At 54.2% G+C, this 15,248-nt stretch carries 12 protein-coding genes; 6 read left to right on the plus strand and 6 right to left on the minus strand.

Going from position 1 to position 15,248, the window contains the following annotated elements; all coding sequences use genetic code 11:
* The first annotated feature begins 328 nt into the window (after positions 1 to 328).
* The 3 genes from VNZ60_RS01730 (at position 329) to VNZ60_RS01740 (ending at position 7,877) form a co-directional block, all read left to right on the plus strand.
* Complete coding sequence (locus VNZ60_RS01730; RefSeq protein ID WP_325656567.1) at positions 329 to 3,463, plus strand: LysM peptidoglycan-binding domain-containing protein; 3,135 nt, start codon at positions 329 to 331, stop codon at positions 3,461 to 3,463.
* Positions 3,464 to 3,666: 203 nt separating this feature from the next.
* Positions 3,667 to 3,933, plus strand: a complete 267-nt coding sequence (locus VNZ60_RS01735; RefSeq protein WP_325656569.1) for a hypothetical protein — start codon at positions 3,667 to 3,669, stop codon at positions 3,931 to 3,933.
* A 704-nt stretch (positions 3,934 to 4,637) separates the two neighbouring features.
* The gene (locus tag VNZ60_RS01740) at positions 4,638 to 7,877 is read left to right on the plus strand and encodes a hypothetical protein (protein ID WP_325656571.1); all 3,240 of its coding nucleotides are present in this window, start codon (positions 4,638 to 4,640) and stop codon (positions 7,875 to 7,877) included.
* 44 nt (positions 7,878 to 7,921) lie between these two features.
* Here the strand turns inward: VNZ60_RS01740 and VNZ60_RS01745 are convergent, their stop codons facing one another.
* The 5 genes from VNZ60_RS01745 to VNZ60_RS01760 all read right to left on the minus strand — a co-directional run bounded on the left by VNZ60_RS01745 (position 7,922) and on the right by VNZ60_RS01760 (position 11,496).
* Positions 7,922 to 8,182 (minus strand): hypothetical protein, encoded by a 261-nt coding sequence (locus VNZ60_RS01745; protein WP_325656573.1) that lies wholly within the window; start codon positions 8,180 to 8,182, stop codon positions 7,922 to 7,924.
* Complete coding sequence (locus VNZ60_RS25200) at positions 8,112 to 8,267, minus strand: lipase secretion chaperone (protein WP_349255789.1); 156 nt, start codon at positions 8,265 to 8,267, stop codon at positions 8,112 to 8,114. The genes VNZ60_RS01745 and VNZ60_RS25200 overlap by 71 nt, the downstream gene beginning before the upstream one ends.
* A gap of 92 nt (positions 8,268 to 8,359) precedes the next feature.
* Positions 8,360 to 9,103, minus strand: coding sequence for a LytR/AlgR family response regulator transcription factor (locus tag VNZ60_RS01750; RefSeq protein ID WP_325656575.1), 744 nt, complete (start codon positions 9,101 to 9,103; stop codon positions 8,360 to 8,362).
* Between the two features lie 50 nt (positions 9,104 to 9,153).
* A complete protein-coding gene (locus tag VNZ60_RS01755; protein ID WP_325656577.1) occupies positions 9,154 to 10,221 on the minus strand; it encodes a sensor histidine kinase in 1,068 nt (355 codons plus the stop codon).
* A 372-nt stretch (positions 10,222 to 10,593) separates the two neighbouring features.
* Positions 10,594 to 11,496: a LysR family transcriptional regulator gene (locus VNZ60_RS01760; RefSeq protein WP_325656579.1), complete on the minus strand. Its 903-nt coding sequence runs from the start codon at positions 11,494 to 11,496 to the stop codon at positions 10,594 to 10,596.
* A 121-nt stretch (positions 11,497 to 11,617) separates the two neighbouring features.
* On the opposite strand from VNZ60_RS01760, the gene VNZ60_RS01765 reads away from it, so the two are divergent.
* Positions 11,618 to 12,256: an SRPBCC family protein gene (locus VNZ60_RS01765; protein WP_325656583.1), complete on the plus strand. Its 639-nt coding sequence runs from the start codon at positions 11,618 to 11,620 to the stop codon at positions 12,254 to 12,256.
* Positions 12,257 to 12,379: 123 nt separating this feature from the next.
* Here VNZ60_RS01765 and VNZ60_RS01770 read toward each other — a convergent pair whose 3' ends face one another.
* Entirely contained in the window at positions 12,380 to 13,366 is a 987-nt protein-coding gene (locus VNZ60_RS01770; RefSeq protein ID WP_325656585.1) for a LysR family transcriptional regulator, read from the minus strand.
* Positions 13,367 to 13,472: 106 nt separating this feature from the next.
* On the opposite strand from VNZ60_RS01770, the gene VNZ60_RS01775 reads away from it, so the two are divergent.
* Positions 13,473 to 13,847, plus strand: a complete 375-nt coding sequence (locus VNZ60_RS01775) for a nuclear transport factor 2 family protein (protein ID WP_325656586.1) — start codon at positions 13,473 to 13,475, stop codon at positions 13,845 to 13,847.
* Between the two features lie 330 nt (positions 13,848 to 14,177).
* Positions 14,178 to 15,188, plus strand: a complete 1,011-nt coding sequence (dusA, locus tag VNZ60_RS01780; RefSeq protein ID WP_325656589.1) for a tRNA dihydrouridine(20/20a) synthase DusA — start codon at positions 14,178 to 14,180, stop codon at positions 15,186 to 15,188.
* Positions 15,189 to 15,248: the final 60 nt, after the last annotated feature.

Genomic DNA, 15,248 nt, shown 5'->3' on the forward strand with positions numbered 1-15,248 from the left:
TTCGACGAATCGTTCGGTAGCCGCCAGCTTTATCTCCTGACAATTTTTGCCGGCCGATGATCTCAACCGGGATTCGGCTCAAACCGGCTCAAAGGGAATCGACTCAAATATCGGCCCGCGAATGTTTGTCACACATCAATGCGCGCGATCCTGCTACAGCCGGGATTTCATACGGAGGTAATAAACAATTGGTGTAATGGGATCTGAATCTTCTATGGCGATTTGCTGATGCTGGCGCGGACGCTGGGAGTATCGGAAAGGTCCCAGACACCTCTTTGCAGAATCTGCCGTTACTCACTTCCCCACTTCCCGAGATTGCGTCTATCCGATGTCACTCTACATATATCCAAAATCGCTCGCAAGTTCAGATAATTTCGCCGCTCTTGACACGTCACTGGATACGCCGCCACCGGCCCCGCCTTTGCCAGACCCGGCACAAGACACGGCAATCTTGCATATTGTCGGGCAGGGCGAAACCCTCAATGAGTTGGCGGCGCGCTATCGCGTGCCGGTGCAGGACATCATCGACGCCAATCCCGCACTGACAGATAGCGGCCAAATCAATCCAGGTGACACGCTCACGATTCCGTTGCAGCAGGGGGGGCAGGCGCTGCCTGCGCTGTATGCCGTGCAGAGCGGCGAGAGCTTGCATCAAATCGCCGCGACTCACGGCGCCGGCGTTGGAGAAATCGCGCTAGCCAACAACATGCTTAACCAAGACCTTATCTATCCGGGCGAGAAAATCTGGATTCCGGGCATGGGCGGCAAGGGCCTGCCTGGCGCTAGCAGCGCGAACAACGATGCTGACACGGCGATCACCTTTACTCCCGATACGCAAAAGGTGAACCACGCGCTGCAGCAGGTGGACGCCACACAGCGGGTATTGACAGCACTTAAGGACGATGCGGCCAAAGGCAGCGCCGCCGCACACGCCGAGCTGCGCGACGGCTTCGCGCAAAAAAATGCGGACGATGCGCTGAGCAATCTCAAAGATGCTGTCAACGGCGCGATCGGTGCGAAGGTCGGCGTCAAGACCGACGATGCAACGCTTAACAAGGCCGGACAAGAGCTGGCGGCGCCCTACATGCGGGATCCTGCTGCCTACAAGGCGGTTAACGACGCCATCGCCCAGGTACGCATCGAGCGCCAGGTGCAGGCTATCCTCAGCGGCGCCCAGGCGCAGAGCGATCCGCTGCAAATGCTGCGCACGCTCAACGCCGGCTACACCAATGCGCCGCAGAATGTAAAGGACGCGCTGCTGGCCGACCCGCATGCGCAGCAAATGCTGGGCGTTGTCGCCGCGTGGGCCAACCAGCCGCTGACGCAGAAGCCTGAGAACGGGACCATGCCGCAGGCACAGACTGCAGCGGCGATCAGGCGGCTCGACCAGGCGACGCAAGGCTTGGATAAAATATTGGCCGGCGCGGTGGTTGACCGCGCGCTACCCGCTTACGAAGCTTTCTACAAGGATCCGCAGCACGACGGCACTTCGCTACTCGGCAACCAGGGCATGACCGTCTTAATGAACTTGTCCGGGCGCATCGCAGGCTGTACGCAAGGCGACGATGCGATAGCGCGTTTTGCCGCTACCGATGCCTGGAACAGCGACGCCGTGCAAAACGCTATTGGCGCCGGCGCAGACCCGGCTTACGCAATCGCGTTGGCGAGCAGCATCAAGGCGGCGGGGCAAGAGCCGGATATCGTGGTCAAGGTTATCAATGACGGCATCGCATTGCGGGACCGGAAAAATATCGCTGGCGGCGGCGATCCGCAGCCGACCCTCGATGTAGTCAAGCGCATGCAGGCGGCGGGGCTGGATGGCAATGGCGTCATGAAAGTCGTGACAGACGGCATGCAGCAATTCAAGGGCATTGTCACGGCTGACGTTACGAAACTGGCGCAGCACGATGCCGAGATATCCTGGCTGGTGCAGAACCTCGGCCCCGGCATGACGCCGCAACAGCTCAATCAGGCTGTCGCCGACTACCGCGCCAAGAAAGGACCCGCCTGGCAAGCTGACGAAGACAAGCTGCGTCTGCAGATCGTCGTCGACGGCAACCGGCTGACGGCGCAAATGATCGCAGTCAACCAAACGCCGCAGACATCGCCGTCGCGGGCATTGATCGATCCGGCGCTGCAGACGATAGTCAACGATCCGTCCGCAGGCTTGGCGATTTCCACCGCGATCCAGGCCGATCCGAATTTGACGGATGCGTCGCACGCCAAGGATATGGCGGACTTGTTCGCCTTGTCGAAGATCGGCGACATCGGGCGCAAGTACTCCAGCGAGATCGCCTCTGCCTACTTGCGCCGCAATGTACTCAGCCAACTGCAAGGAATCGACTTGCACGATCCTGCGAGTGTCGAACAAGCCAAGCGGGCCATCAACAGCTTGCATGGCGAGCCTTTTGCACGGTTGTTGGGCGTGACGCAGAGCGACCTCAACAAAGCCATCAAAGCGGTGCAGGGAGCTGCCGACAATATCGCTGCGGCCAACACGCCGGACGGCGCGGACGCGGCGCTGCAAAACCTTAACAAGACGCTCAGCACCGACGCCACGCTATCCAAGACTTTCAATAAAGTCACGCTGCCGGGCCAGTTGCTGCGGGGCGTGGCCGTGGTCTTCGCCGGCGCCAGTCTGATCAACTCGGACAACAAATTCAACGCCGACCCGTCGGACCCGCAGAACGGCCTCAAGCTGCTGGTCGACTCGTCGGGCTTCGCTCAAAAGAATGTCGAGGTGCTGGTCGGTTTGGGGCGCATCAACAAGAACTCGCTAATGGGGCAATTCGGCGGTGAATGGAAGATGGCCGGCCGTGCGTCTGCGGGTGATCTGATTGGCGGCGTGTCGACAGTGCTCGACGGTGTCAGCGCGGTACGCTCGACATTCGGCATCGGCACTCAGCAAGACGACGCCAATGCGGCGCTTTCAGCGACCACCGCAGTTGGCGGTGCGTTGACGGTGGCGCCGGCGTTTGGCGCCGCCGCATGGCTCGGACCGGTCGGCCTGGGCGTGACTGCAGTCGGCGTGGTCGGCAAGGCAATCTATGAAGCGGAAAAAGATGCGCACAAGTATGAAGCTGCATCCAAGCGTTTTTTGAAGTCGGCCGGCTATGATGAGGTTGCCGCAGAGGCGTTGAGCAAACAAGGAGGTTTGATCTCGGACGCCCCGGGAGCTAGTCAGATACCATTCCTGGTGAAATATGGACAGCTCAAGAATATGACGTCTGACCAGCTCCAGAAGTGGGTCAACAGTCTGTCCGCCGATCAGATCAACGCCGTCTCCAATCGTCTGCAGCAAACGGCTAGCGATAGCGACGGAAATCCGGGGAACTTCACCGATGGCCCTCGGCAAACCGTATTTATCGCCGGCGGCGACGGCTATGCGGTGCAAGTGACGCGAGCCGATACGCTGAGCGTATTCGAGGAATATCTGAAGTACGATCATGTACCGCTTGGGTAATCAGGGCATGTATCTGAAATGGCCATCCAAAAAATGTGACTGACAGGTGTGACTAAAAGCGTGGCTAAAAACGTGACTGAAAAGCGAAAAAGCGAGTAATGAACATTTGTCCGCATTGCAAATCCGAATCCTGTCTGCCCTTGTGGCGCAAGCTCTGTCTTGGCCCGGCAGGTACTGCATGCTGCCAAATCTGTGGCTGCAAGGTGGGTGTCGATGTTGCCCGCGCCTGCCTGGCGATGTTGCCGACCTTGTTGCTGGTGATCGTAGCCGGCTTCGGCCTGGTGCGCGATCCGATTGCATTAGCGATCTCGCTGCTGTTGTGTCTGGCTTGCATGTTGGCGCTGTATGCGCTCTGGGTGCCGCTGCGGCCAGAAGAGTTGAGCAACCCGAACATCGTGGCAAGCGGCCGGGCGCGTATAAGCGCCTCTAAACAAGCGGCCAGGCAGGTCAAGGAAAGTAGAGATAAATAAGGCGGGGACAACCCGAATAAACACTTAAGCGCTGCTTTTTTCCGGGCGTCGCCCGCGTCACCTATCGATAGCGATATCGGCATATCAAACTTCCTGAGCGGCCGCGACCTGTTCTTGGCGTCATGCCAGCTTTGCATTGTCATCATAAAACTACGGATTTTTGAAATGGCGGGCAAGTAATTCGAACCTACAATGGATCGATTGGCAGGCCGAAAGTCAAGAGCCAAGGAGTGCCTGCATAAGCTTCAATCCAAGAAAATGCTATAAAAATATCAAGGAGATTGTTTATGGGTTTGTATATCGATGGCGATTCTTCGGCGAGATACCGGCCGGCGATAGTTCCTGCCGCTGCGCCAGCCACTGCGCCGTCACAGCCGGCAACCGCACCCGCTAATTCACCTGCTAGCGTAACCATCGGCCAAAACGGCGATAACAATCTGTTTGCGGTTTTCGTCAACCATCTTGATCAATTGCTGTCACCGGATGAGCGGAGCAAGCTCACCTATGACGAGCAGTTTCTGCTGGTATTCAAACGGCTGAGCGAGTACAACAAGAATCAGAATTTCGACATGAGGCTGGTGGATAGCCGTCTGCCCGGCCCGCCCAATCCGAATGCGCCTGCACGTGATCCCAACCAGCTGGAGCAAGGCGAGGTAATCAATCTGGCCCCCGCGGCTGACGCCGCCAGCGTGCCCGGGTCGGCGGTGACGGCAGCGTCCGGCCCGGTGGTCCCGCCGCTTACTCCGGCACAGAGCGCAGACGTCAATGCGGTCGCGCCGCCAGTACCTCCGACCTTGCCTACGCTGGCCGATATCAACTCGCACAAAATCGACGGCCAAACGCTGCCCGAAGCCGCCATGACCGCATTGGTCGCGCAATACAGCAACGCCGACCACAATTCAGATCAGTATAAATGGGCGATGGCTGTCAGGGCGCAATCAATGGCGCAAACCGGTGTGCCGGTGGATCAGAAGGCTTACAAAACTGACGCCATGCCGGCCTTTACTGTTACCAACGGGATTATTGACTTGCCAAAAGTTCAAGCAAGTCTACTCGCTTACAGCAAAAATACGGCGTTTACAGATCAGATGGGTAAGGACTATCAAGCCATCACCGATGGCTTGACCGTGAAATATTTTCCGACGCCGATCAGCACCACGCAAAAGCCCTTGTTATGGGCCGCTGTGAACGGTGATCCGGTTCCTAAGGCGCCAGCTATCATTCCGACCCCGGCGCAGACAGGCCCGGTGCCTACGCCGTCAGGCAGTTCACCTGCTGCTCCTGCGCCAACAGCGAGTCCAACTGTCCCTCCCGTGACATTGACCCCTGTCTCGCCAGACACGCAAAACCGCGGCAATATTGATCTGAAATCTTTGACCATTAGCGGGCTCATCAATGGCATGATCAATCCGCAAGCACTGGCCGCTGCGCCGCAAAAATATTTATCGGGCGGGCTGTTCAACCCAGGTTTGTTACAAGGTGTGCCCGCAGCAAAAGCGATAATTGACCACCCCGATCTGGCCAACGTTAGTCTCGATGTGGTGGCCAATATCCAGACCACGGCGAACGCTCACGCCATGGCAATTTCGCTCAGCGTTAAGCCTTACGGCGTGAATGCGCAATTAGCGTATCTGGCGAAGACGCATCCAGAATTGACTCCGCAACAGCGCTCCGATGCTGTCAACCAGGCGTTCGAGTTGATGGGCATATCGAACCGGCAAGCCATTGAATATGCCAAAGCAGTAGCGCCTTATCTGACAGCGCCGGCCAGCCCTGCAGTGTCCAACGGATTGCCAACGGCAGCTCCTGGCCCGGCGCCTGTTGTGCCTGGGACATTACCTCAGGGCGTCGCCCTCAGTGCCGATGCGCCAGCTTCGGCGAAGGCCGCTTGGGATGCTTTGCACAAAGTTGCAGAGATGCGCGCCGCGCTGGACGATACCAGTGGTGCCCAGCCGGCCGACCTGGCGCTCACCAAAAACCTGGACCGGGCATCGCTGGAGACTGCCATCAATCAGGGCGCCAGTACGCAATTTAACTCCACCAATGTTGCGCAGGGCTGGTCCGACTACATTACTTCGCCTGCGTATACAAAATGGCTTATGACGCTGCCAGATGATCAGCAAAAACAGCAGATAAATGACGCTTTGGCGACCATACGCACATTCAATCCTAAGATTGCCGATACGGCAGCCGAAAAGCTGGGACTGAACCTGTATCACGAAACTTATGACGTCAAGCTTGGCACCATTGATCCCAAAGCAGGCGCCACGGCCGCTTATTTGGTATTGAATATAGAGCGCTGGAGCGCACGCAGTGCCGGCTTCTTCGCCGGGACGTCGGACAGCGACATGAAGCAATTTGCCAAATACATGTTCACGATGATGCAACGCATTCAAGCCAGAGGCGGTGATCCCTCCACCTATACCGAATTTTTAGACGAGGCTCGAAAAGATGGATCTGCACCCACTGCACTACTGCCTCTGGCTGAGAAATTAAACAAGGCTGGCGCGTGGGGCAGTATTTCCGGCGCCATCGATTTGGTGGCCGGGGACAAGCGCTGGGGTGATTCGACGTTCCAGGCAGCGTTGAACAACGGCACCAACCCACTGGATTTATCCGACAATTCCAAGGCAGCATGGGATAAACGGGATGCCATCGTCACCGGCTTGAACTATATCGACATTGCAGGTTCCTATGCGGAGCATTACGTTCGTCTCGGTATGGTCTTTAATTCACCGGAAACGAAAAACAAGATAGCGCTGTACGAAACTGTCGGAAATATATTACCGGAACTTAAGCAAAACCTGCGCCCCGATGTGAAAACGTTGACCGCAGCCTTGGATAAGGTGGATCCGACAGACAAGGATGCGGTTAAGGCCGCGCTTGACAATGTACTTAGCAAAAATGGTCAATTGCAGAAATATTTTCCAGGCATTAAATATGACACGAAATCCTTTGCTGAGCGCTATAGCAAGGCGGCGCAGTCGCTGAGCGCCGATGAGCGGGTAGCGGTCCAGACCAAATACACGGCCAGGCTGGGATTTTTGCTCGATAGCCCGGCTACCGGTGCTGCCGGGGGGGCCGAAACCCCGCTTACCCAGGAAATCAGCAAACAGGCGAAAGCGCTGACCGGCGTTAATTTATCGGATAAAGCCGCCGTCAAGGCTGCCTTGATCGATAATGGCAAATACACGGTGAATGACGCTGATTTACTGGCCGACCGGATTGCAAGCACCGTGACCAAGGGCGGTGCACGTACGACGACGACCTTGGAAACCTATGGCCGCTTGACGATCAATACCTATTCAAGCGCAGCGGTCTATTCAGATCCGGCGATCGAGAAGGCGGCAGTGCAAGCCAGCAAAGCTGGCGGCAATGTGGCGCTGACGGGAGCGATCGATGTCTCCACTGAAAAAATAGCGTCGGGATTAACCAGAGGATTAGGCTACACGGGCTTGGTGCTCAAGGCCGGCGTAGCAGGATTGGATATATTGTCCGGACCGCTTTCGATCTATTCGGGTGCCAGGGATATATATAGAGGTTTCAACGAGAAAGATGCGTATGGCAATTCCTTGGGGAACAATTATGGCGTAGTTGGCTTTGGCGCGGTAGAAACCGTAGGAGGAGCGTTCTGGGGTGCTGCAGGTTTTGTGGAAGCCGCCACCTTTGTCGATATGGCTTCAGGTCCGTTCTTTCTGGTCGCACTGGGGTTGACCGTAGTAGGCGCCGTGGGCGTGTTTGTTTCGGAGAAGATTTTTGAACCCAGTAAATCCGATCAGAATAAGCAAGCAATGGAAGAATTTTTCAAACCTTACAATGAAATCGGATTGACCAGCCAGGATTGGAAAAACAATGCCGATAACTGGGTAATGTCGGAGCAGAAAGGCTACGCTATTATGGCTCCGGGGCTGGTCCCGGCAAAGAGTCTTTCTGGGGTAGCATGAAGACGCCATCGCTAACGCTAACGATACGCCCGGCACTTGCAGCTTTAGATGCGCATGGCGCAAACCGGCGCGTGCAATCCGGCAGTCAGCGATCCGCCATCGACAATACCGATAATCACGCATATTTTTTTGAAATACACCGGCACGGTAGTAGCTAGAGTAATCAGCTGACCAGGTATGCGGATGGCAGAGCGCGCATCCTGGTCGAGCAAATCCCGGCGCACGGAAAATGCTTCAAGCGCCAACCAGGCCCTGGCCGCAAACACGAATTTCCATTCTTGCCAGCGTATCCATGTCCTCTGCATCACTGAAGCCGAACATGCCCTTGCTTTCTGCCGGGCTGAAAAAGCGGGCGCGCGGTGCGTGCAGTGGACGAGCAACGGCTGGCATACTACAACCGGGGGGCAGGAAATGGGCTTCGGCACAGCCGAGGCAAGCAACCGTGCTTTTTGAGAGTTCTTAAAAAGAGCCGCCCAAGAATATTAAATTGACATATTCCTCAGCATTTTAGATGCCTCTCTGTTTGCAACAAGTCGCGTGCCATCTCGCATCTGCAATTGCAGCTGAGATTGCTCATCCGCCTTCATCGATTCGACAAAATCGAGATTGACCAGCGTCGAGCGGTGAATCCTGATGAATTTGCAAGGATCGAGCCGCGCGCTCAGTTCCGAGAGCCCGATGCGGACCAGGAAGGTTTTTTTTCTGGCGGCGATGACCGTGTATTTTTCCTCCGATTTCAGGTATTCAATCTCATCCATTGCCAGCGGGAAAATATGCCCGCGGTCGCGTACCAGGATGCGCTTGAGCACCGACGTGTCGGGTTCCAGCGCCTGTTTCAGCGTGAGTTGCAAGGCCTCTGCGGATGGTGTCGACACTTCCTGCAAGCGATTAGCCGCTGCATCAAAGCGCTCTCGTGAAAACGGTTTAAGCAGATAATCGACTGCGTTTAACTCGAATGCCGTAACCGCAAACTGATCATAGGCAGTGGTAAAGATGAATTCAGGCAAATGAGCCAGACGCTTCACTACTTCCAGGCCGTTCATCTCCGGCATTTGTATGTCCATGAAAACCGCGTCGGGCATCATAAGATCGATATTTTTCAAGGCGGACGCGCCATCGGCAGCTTCACCTATCAAGCGTAACTGTGGATGGTCGTGAATCCAGTCACGCAAGGTTTCCCGGGCGAGTGGCTCGTCTTCCGCAATAAAGACCGTTTTTATTTTCATGATTTTTATGTTTTTTTGTTAGCGACAATTGCGTCAGCAACCGTCAACTGTCATGCGAGTTCAAGCGGGATTGACAGGTGTACAGCGAAGCCGGCGCCGGGCTCGGTTCGAATATCTACATTGCTGCGCTGGCCGTATTCCAGCTTCAAGCGTCTCTCGACCGTCTTTACGCCGAATCCACTCGACTCTTGTATCGCCTGCACTTCACATCCCGGGCCGTCGTCGCTGACTGTGATGTCAATGCCGTCGGTTGCCGCGTTGGTGCGAGCGCTGATGACAAGTTTGCCCGGATGACTGCGGGGATTGAAGGCGTGTTTGATGCTGTTCTCCACCAGCGGTTGCACGGTGAGCGCCGGTACACAATGGTATATGGCGGTTTCATCAATATGCCATTCAACTTGCAAGCGCGTCCCGAGTCGAAGCGATTCGAGATCCAGGTAGTCGCGTACAAACTGGAGCTCCTGATCCAGCGTAACCATCGAATCTCCGCTTTTTTCAGTGTCGAGAATGTAGCGCAGCATGTCGGAAAATTTGAGCAATGCCGCCTCCGCAGCGCTCGAGTCTTTACGAGTGAGCGCAATGATGGAATGCAGTGTATTGAAAAGGAAATGCGGATTCAATTTATTGCGAAGCGCGGTCAGTTCGGATTTTGCAAGCAAGGTTTCAGCTTGGGAAATCGTCAGTGACTGCAAGCGCATCGCTTCGACTGCGCGTAGCGTGTGGAAAATGCCGGTAACTACCGCATACATCATGAGATAAAACAGAGATTGCCAAATGAACCATTCTTCTACACATGATTGGGCTGCACGTCGGCTGACGAAATAACAAATGCAGGCGTATGTCAGGGTCAGACAAAACACGGAGAAAAGTATTGCCGATGCAAAGTGGACGCCGACTAATGCGGCCGGACTGCGGCCAACGCGCTCAAGATATCCGGTTAAGGGCCATAGCAGAGAAAGAAGGAGGATTGCCGGGCCTAGAACACACGCGGCATTAAACAGGCCTTGCCCGAGGTTGAATTGCCCGTGAAACAGGGCGTCGCCTTGGGTGCCAATCGAATAAAACAAAAAAACCGGTATCCACGCGGCGAGGTACAACGGCCAGATGCGACGACTCATGACCTTTCCTTGTTAAATTGTCCTGTGCCAGATTGTCGCTCAGAAAGCAAGCGTTGCGTGGTGTCTTGGCATGAACTGAGGGAACGGGTAGCTGAAATGATGGCATTGCGTTCTGCTAGTCGTCTGGCCCATTCCGTCCATGCATTTGTCTATCAGGATAGACAAGCTCATGTCAGATAGAATACGGTCATCCTGATACCCCCATGATGGACTGGCCAGTCAAAGGCATATGAGCCATTTAAATATTGGGTCACTTTGGTTGCTGATGCAAATTTGATGCATAAGAATTGGCGGCGACTGTCGCGAGCGGGGTTATTTCCCCTCATGATTGCATTGCAAAATAACTTATGACATGAATTTTGATTTAACACATTAGATGCTCATCGCATCTACGCAGAAATCGATAAACGCGTGGACTTTCGCCGGTTGATGAAGCCTCGACGGATACATTAGAAAAAGTGGGAAGCGTTCTCCTGACCACTCCGGAAATAAGTCGATCAGTTGGCCGGTGCGCATCAACTCCTCTGTACCTAGCGCCATCACTTGAGCAATGCCTGCACCAGCCAAACACGCAGTCAGCATCGTACCTACGTCAGAAACCATCAAGCGGCCTGCGGGCTTTATCTCGATCACCTCTAGGTCGCGTCTGAACTCCCACTCGAACGGTCGCCCGGCAACGGCGTTGTAGAAAAGGATGCGTTCATGATTAACGACGTCCCCAGGTGTCTCCGGTTTTCCGTGTTTTTTGATGTATGCCGGAGACGCGACCGTAAGAATGCGTGTTTGAAGCAACTGACGGCCAACAAACGAGCCAGCAGGCGGTTGCCCAAATCGAACTGCCAGATCAAAGCCGTCGGCAACCAGATCGCCAGCGTCGTCGCGCATGATCAACTCTAAAGACAATTCAGGGTAGCGTGCAAGAAATCCGGCGACCGGCGACGCCAAGGCAATGCGGGAAAAAAACGGATCCACGTTCACACGCAATCGTCCTTGTACTGCATTCGCTGCACCCGACGCCAAAGCAGCCGCCTCGGTGATGCCATTCAAATGTGGACTGACCAATTCATAAAAGCGCAGTCCCTCATCGGTAAGCCTAAGAGAACGCGTCGTTCGCTCGATAAGCCGAACCCCAACCCGTTTTTCCAACCTGCTGAGCGCACGACTCACGCCAGATGGTGAAAGCCCCAACGCTTCTGCGGCCCTCACAAAACTCCCGCTTTCAACCACGGCAGCCAACAGCGTGACACCAGAAAAAAGCTGTCCGTCGAATGTCATAACCGCTCCACTTCCAACTTTGATTAAGTGATTTTAATCACGATTGATTTGCATAATACATACTTTTTTCCCTTAATTAATAGCGTCATGATGACCTCGCACCAACTTTAATGGAATTGAAATGGAAGCTAAGCAAGTAAGCAAGAACCGAAAAGCAGTCGCATGTGCAATTGGCATTGCTCTGACGTTCGCTGTCGGATCTGCCTGCAGCGAGTCGTTCAAGAAGCAAAATTCTCAAGCTGAAAGGAGGCAAATCATGACGATGAAAGAGGATTTGAAAAACCGTTCGATGGAAATTCACTGGCCCGAAGGGTTTTCGCCGGCAGAGGCAGATCTGTTTTCACATAATGAGCTCTACATGAACGCATCATGTGAGCGGGTGTGGTCACATATCATCGACGCTTCAAAATGGCCCGAATGGTATCCAAATTCCAAGGACGTCCGCATCCTCAACGGTGATGCTGCTTTGAAAGAAAGCGCTACGTTTAGATGGGAAACCTTTGGTTTGCCGCTCGAAAGCAAAGTGAACGAATTCGTAGCTTTCGAGCGCATCGGATGGTATGGCTATGCTCCAGGTACGGCGCCGGCTTTTTATCACACGTGGTATCTGAAGCCGTCGGGTAATGGCTGCCTTGTAATTACCGATGAAGTCGGTCAGGGCGCTGGCGCAGCGAAATTTCGTGAAGCGGACGAAGGGGCCGTTCATAGGGGGCACGATCTGTGGCTTGCGACATTGAAATGGGTGTCAGAAAGCAAGTAGACAGCTAGCGCTATAACTTCATCGCATTATCCGACCGCCACCCATGTTGTCACGGCAGTACCTGCGTCGAACTGGGCCGCTTAGTGCGGCCCTTTTATCGTCCTGACATTGATCGGCAAACTGTCAGGACCTTGTTGTGTGAAATGATGCGCTTTTGTAGTGAATATCGGTCTCCGCACGAGGAGCACTGCAAGCACCTTCCTCGGAAAGTGAGTTAACTACGAAGTCAATAAACGCTCTGACTTTAGCGGAAACATGATTCCGGGATGGATAGTAGACGAATAGCGGAAATCGCTCATCGGGCCAATCGGGAAAGAGATTTATCAATTGGCCGGATTTGATGTAGTCATCTAAACCGATATCAATAATTTGGGCGATCCCATACCCGGCGAGGCATGCTCCCAGTTTCGTTCCCGCATCTGCGACCGTCAAATTACCTTGAACATTGACGGTAAGTTTTTCGCTTCCTCTCCAGAACTCCCAATCGAATGCTTTTCCCGTTGAAGGGTCAATGGCAAGTATACATTCGTGTTTGTTGCGGATGAGATCCTCAGGATGTCTTGGTTTGGAATATCTATCCAGATAACTAGGGGACACAACAGTAAGAACGCGGGCGCTGAGAATTCGACGGCACACAAGCGTCGAAGAGGGTGCATCGCCGAAGCGAACGGCGAGATCAAATCCTTCGCTTGCAAATTCTGAGAGCTGATTTCTGGTTTCTATTTTCAGTTCTAACAAAGGGTTCGCGAGAAGGAATTTAGTGAGATGCGGGGCTAACATTAAACGCGCAAACAAGGCATCCGAAGCTATGCGCATTGTTCCACGAACGGCTCCATTCACTCCAACGATCTCCGCGGCGGCATTTTTTAGTCCGTCGAGGTGAGGAATCGAACGCGCCAAAAGCAATGCTCCTGCTTCCGTAAGCTCTACATAGCGGCTCGTGCGTTGAACCAGTCGCGCGTTTAACTTTTCTTCAAGTCGTGCAATGGCTCTGCTAACCCCCGATTGAGTTTTTCCGAGGCGATCTGCTGCCCGTCCAAAGCTTTGGGTGTCTGCAACGGCCGATAAAGCCAATAGGCCCGTCACAAGCCCGCTATCAATTTCGTCCATGATTCATGCCTTCCAGTCATCGCAGGAATGACGCAGCAATACTGGCGTCTTGTTTCGCTAAAGGTGAATATACGAAGGACCTACTTTACAACTTTGAAAGACCCTCATGAATCAAACAACAGCCACTATGACCACGATAGGCGATTATTTTAGTCTGGCCTATGATCCATCGAGCCGTGAGTTCGATAATGTATTTCATCAGGATTGCACAATTCAATGGTTGCGCGATGGACAATTTGAGTCTTTCACAACGGAAGAATATCGTTCTTTGATTTACGGACGTCCGAGTCCATCCTCCTTAAATGCGCCAAGAGATGAAGCGATTCTAAGTATTTCGAATATCTCCGAAAATCTATCTGCAGCGACGGTCCGAGTGCGGATCGGAAAGACCGCCTTCATCGATCATCTGGTATTGCGTGCCGTAGACGGGAAGTGGTTAATCACATCTAAAGCATCTTACGTAGCGCATGTATTTCAATAATTTTTAAAGGAAAAAATTGCACATGTCTGGTCAGTCAGGGTGACCAGAAACAAGAGCAACTTGCTCAATTCGGTAACTCCAACAGGCCCTAGCGTGTCGATCTCGCGCTCGATTTTGCGAGTCCATTCCTCGGCCATTCCTTTGGTCGGGAATGACTTGCTGATAGACTTATGGCCTTTTCGCCGGGTTTGCGCGAACCAAGATGCGCCTCGTTTTGTAATAGTTGCCATATTCCTTGATGTAAATTTGATGCAATGAGTTAGCAAAATACGACAAAACTGAGCAAAATGGCGCATCATTAAATAGCCGTAAAAATAGTGTTTTATCTCAATGAAATCAAGTAATTACACGAAGAGGCGCATATCTGTGGCGCCCATGATGGATTGGACCGATCGCCACTGCCGCGTATTCCACCGTCAAATCACCCGTCACACTTGGCTTTACACTGAAATGGTGACAACCGGCGCCCTGTTGCACGGCGACGTGCCGCGCCATCTGGATTTCAACGACATAGAACATCCGGTCGCCTTGCAGCTAGGCGGCAGCGAACCGGCCGATCTGGCCAAGAGCGCCAAGCTAGGCCAGGAGTGGGGTTACGACGAGATCAACCTGAATTGCGGTTGCCCGTCCGAGCGGGTGCAGAAGGGGGCTTTCGGCGCTTGCCTGATGGCGGAATCGGCCTTGGTCGCCGATTGCGTCAAGGCGATGCGCGATGCGGTGACGATTGACGTTACCGTCAAGCATCGGATTGGCATCGACAAGACCGAATCCTATGAATTTGTCCGCGATTTTGTCGGCACCGTGGCGCAAGCCGGTTGCCAGACCTTCATCGTGCATGCGCGCAATGCGATTCTGAAGGGCTTGAGCCCGAAGGAAAACCGTGAAATCCCGCCGCTGAAGTATGAATATGCCTACCGGCTGGCGCAAGATTTTCCGGAGCTGGAAATCATCATCAACGGCGCCATCAAGACCACCGACGAAATCGATTTCCACCTGCAATATGTCGATGGCGTGATGCTGGGGCGCGAGGCTTATCACAATCCCTATCTGATGGCCGATTTCGACGCGCGCTATTACGGCGATGCCGCGGCAACGCCAAAAACACGGGCCGAGGTGATCGACGCCATGCTGCCTTATATCCGCCAGCAACTGGCGCTGTATGGGCGCGATGGCAACGGCCTGCGCCTGAATAGTATTACCCGCCACATGCTGGGTTTGATGGCCGGTGTGCCGGGCGCGAAATCGTTCCGGCAAGCGCTCTCGGATTCCAAGCGGCTGGCGCTGGGCGATCCTATGTTGCTGGTAGATGCGTTGTCAGGAATGCAAGCATTGGCAGCCTGAGTTGGCCTGCGTCGTTGCTGTATCGCCCGGCTGAGGCAAAAGTACCGCAAACTGGTGTCG

It is taken from the genome of Collimonas sp. (assembly GCF_035566375.1).
GTDB lineage: Bacteria > Pseudomonadota > Gammaproteobacteria > Burkholderiales > Burkholderiaceae_D > Collimonas.

Excerpts from the sequence above, each read along its gene's own strand:
- VNZ60_RS01730 (WP_325656567.1), top strand. The coding sequence starts at position 329 with ATGTCACTCTACATATATCCAAAATCGCTCGCAAGTTCAGATAATTTC.
- VNZ60_RS01745 (WP_325656573.1), bottom strand. The coding sequence starts at position 8,182 with ATGCAGAGGACATGGATACGCTGGCAAGAATGGAAATTCGTGTTTGCG.
- VNZ60_RS25200 (WP_349255789.1), bottom strand. The coding sequence starts at position 8,267 with ATGCCAGCCGTTGCTCGTCCACTGCACGCACCGCGCGCCCGCTTTTTC.
- VNZ60_RS01750 (WP_325656575.1), bottom strand. The coding sequence starts at position 9,103 with ATGAAAATAAAAACGGTCTTTATTGCGGAAGACGAGCCACTCGCCCGG.
- VNZ60_RS01755 (WP_325656577.1), bottom strand. The coding sequence starts at position 10,221 with ATGAGTCGTCGCATCTGGCCGTTGTACCTCGCCGCGTGGATACCGGTT.
- VNZ60_RS01760 (WP_325656579.1), bottom strand. The coding sequence starts at position 11,496 with ATGACATTCGACGGACAGCTTTTTTCTGGTGTCACGCTGTTGGCTGCC.
- VNZ60_RS01765 (WP_325656583.1), top strand. The coding sequence starts at position 11,618 with ATGGAAGCTAAGCAAGTAAGCAAGAACCGAAAAGCAGTCGCATGTGCA.
- VNZ60_RS01770 (WP_325656585.1), bottom strand. The coding sequence starts at position 13,366 with ATGGACGAAATTGATAGCGGGCTTGTGACGGGCCTATTGGCTTTATCG.
- VNZ60_RS01775 (WP_325656586.1), top strand. The coding sequence starts at position 13,473 with ATGAATCAAACAACAGCCACTATGACCACGATAGGCGATTATTTTAGT.
- dusA (WP_325656589.1), top strand. The coding sequence starts at position 14,178 with ATGAAATCAAGTAATTACACGAAGAGGCGCATATCTGTGGCGCCCATG.